At 60.8% G+C, this 495-nt stretch carries 1 pseudogene; it reads right to left on the bottom strand.

Going from position 1 to position 495, the window contains the following annotated elements:
- Positions 1-495 (bottom strand): annotated as a pseudogene (locus T260_RS1000000140120) (UPF0236 family transposase-like protein); the annotation flags it as partial.

Consider the following 495-nt stretch of genomic DNA (forward strand, 5'->3'; position numbering starts at 1 on the left):
AGCTTCTTCCGCACCTCCCGCCAACGCGGATGGCCGGACAGACACTGACGCAGCTCCCGCGCCACATGAAATCGATCCAGCTGAAAGCAGGCTCGCTTTCCAAAATACTCCCGGCAGGCCGTGATCCACGACGCCGCGTCGCCGTTGATGATCAAAAGGTCCCGGCACGGGTCATAGGCATATTCGTTCATCAGCCACTCCTCAAACCGTTCCCACACGTCTCCCGCCCCTTCATGGAGGCAGCAGCGCCGGTTCACCAGCTCGAGCTGCGAACCGTTTCGTTTCCATCCCTCGTGAATCGCCAGGATTTTCTCTTCTTTCGCCCGTTTCCCTTTCCCCTGGCGGGAAACAGAGTCCTTCCGCCTCCACAAACAGCACTCGGCCGTGCCGTTGGGAAACAGGGTGGTGCAGCGAGACAGAGGCCTCCAGCACCAGTTGGCGAATCGCCTCGTGGCTCATGACCGCATACCCCACGATCGACTCCAGCGTGCGAGC

It is taken from the genome of Geobacillus thermopakistaniensis (assembly GCF_000498995.1).
GTDB lineage: Bacteria > Bacillota > Bacilli > Bacillales > Anoxybacillaceae > Geobacillus > Geobacillus thermoleovorans.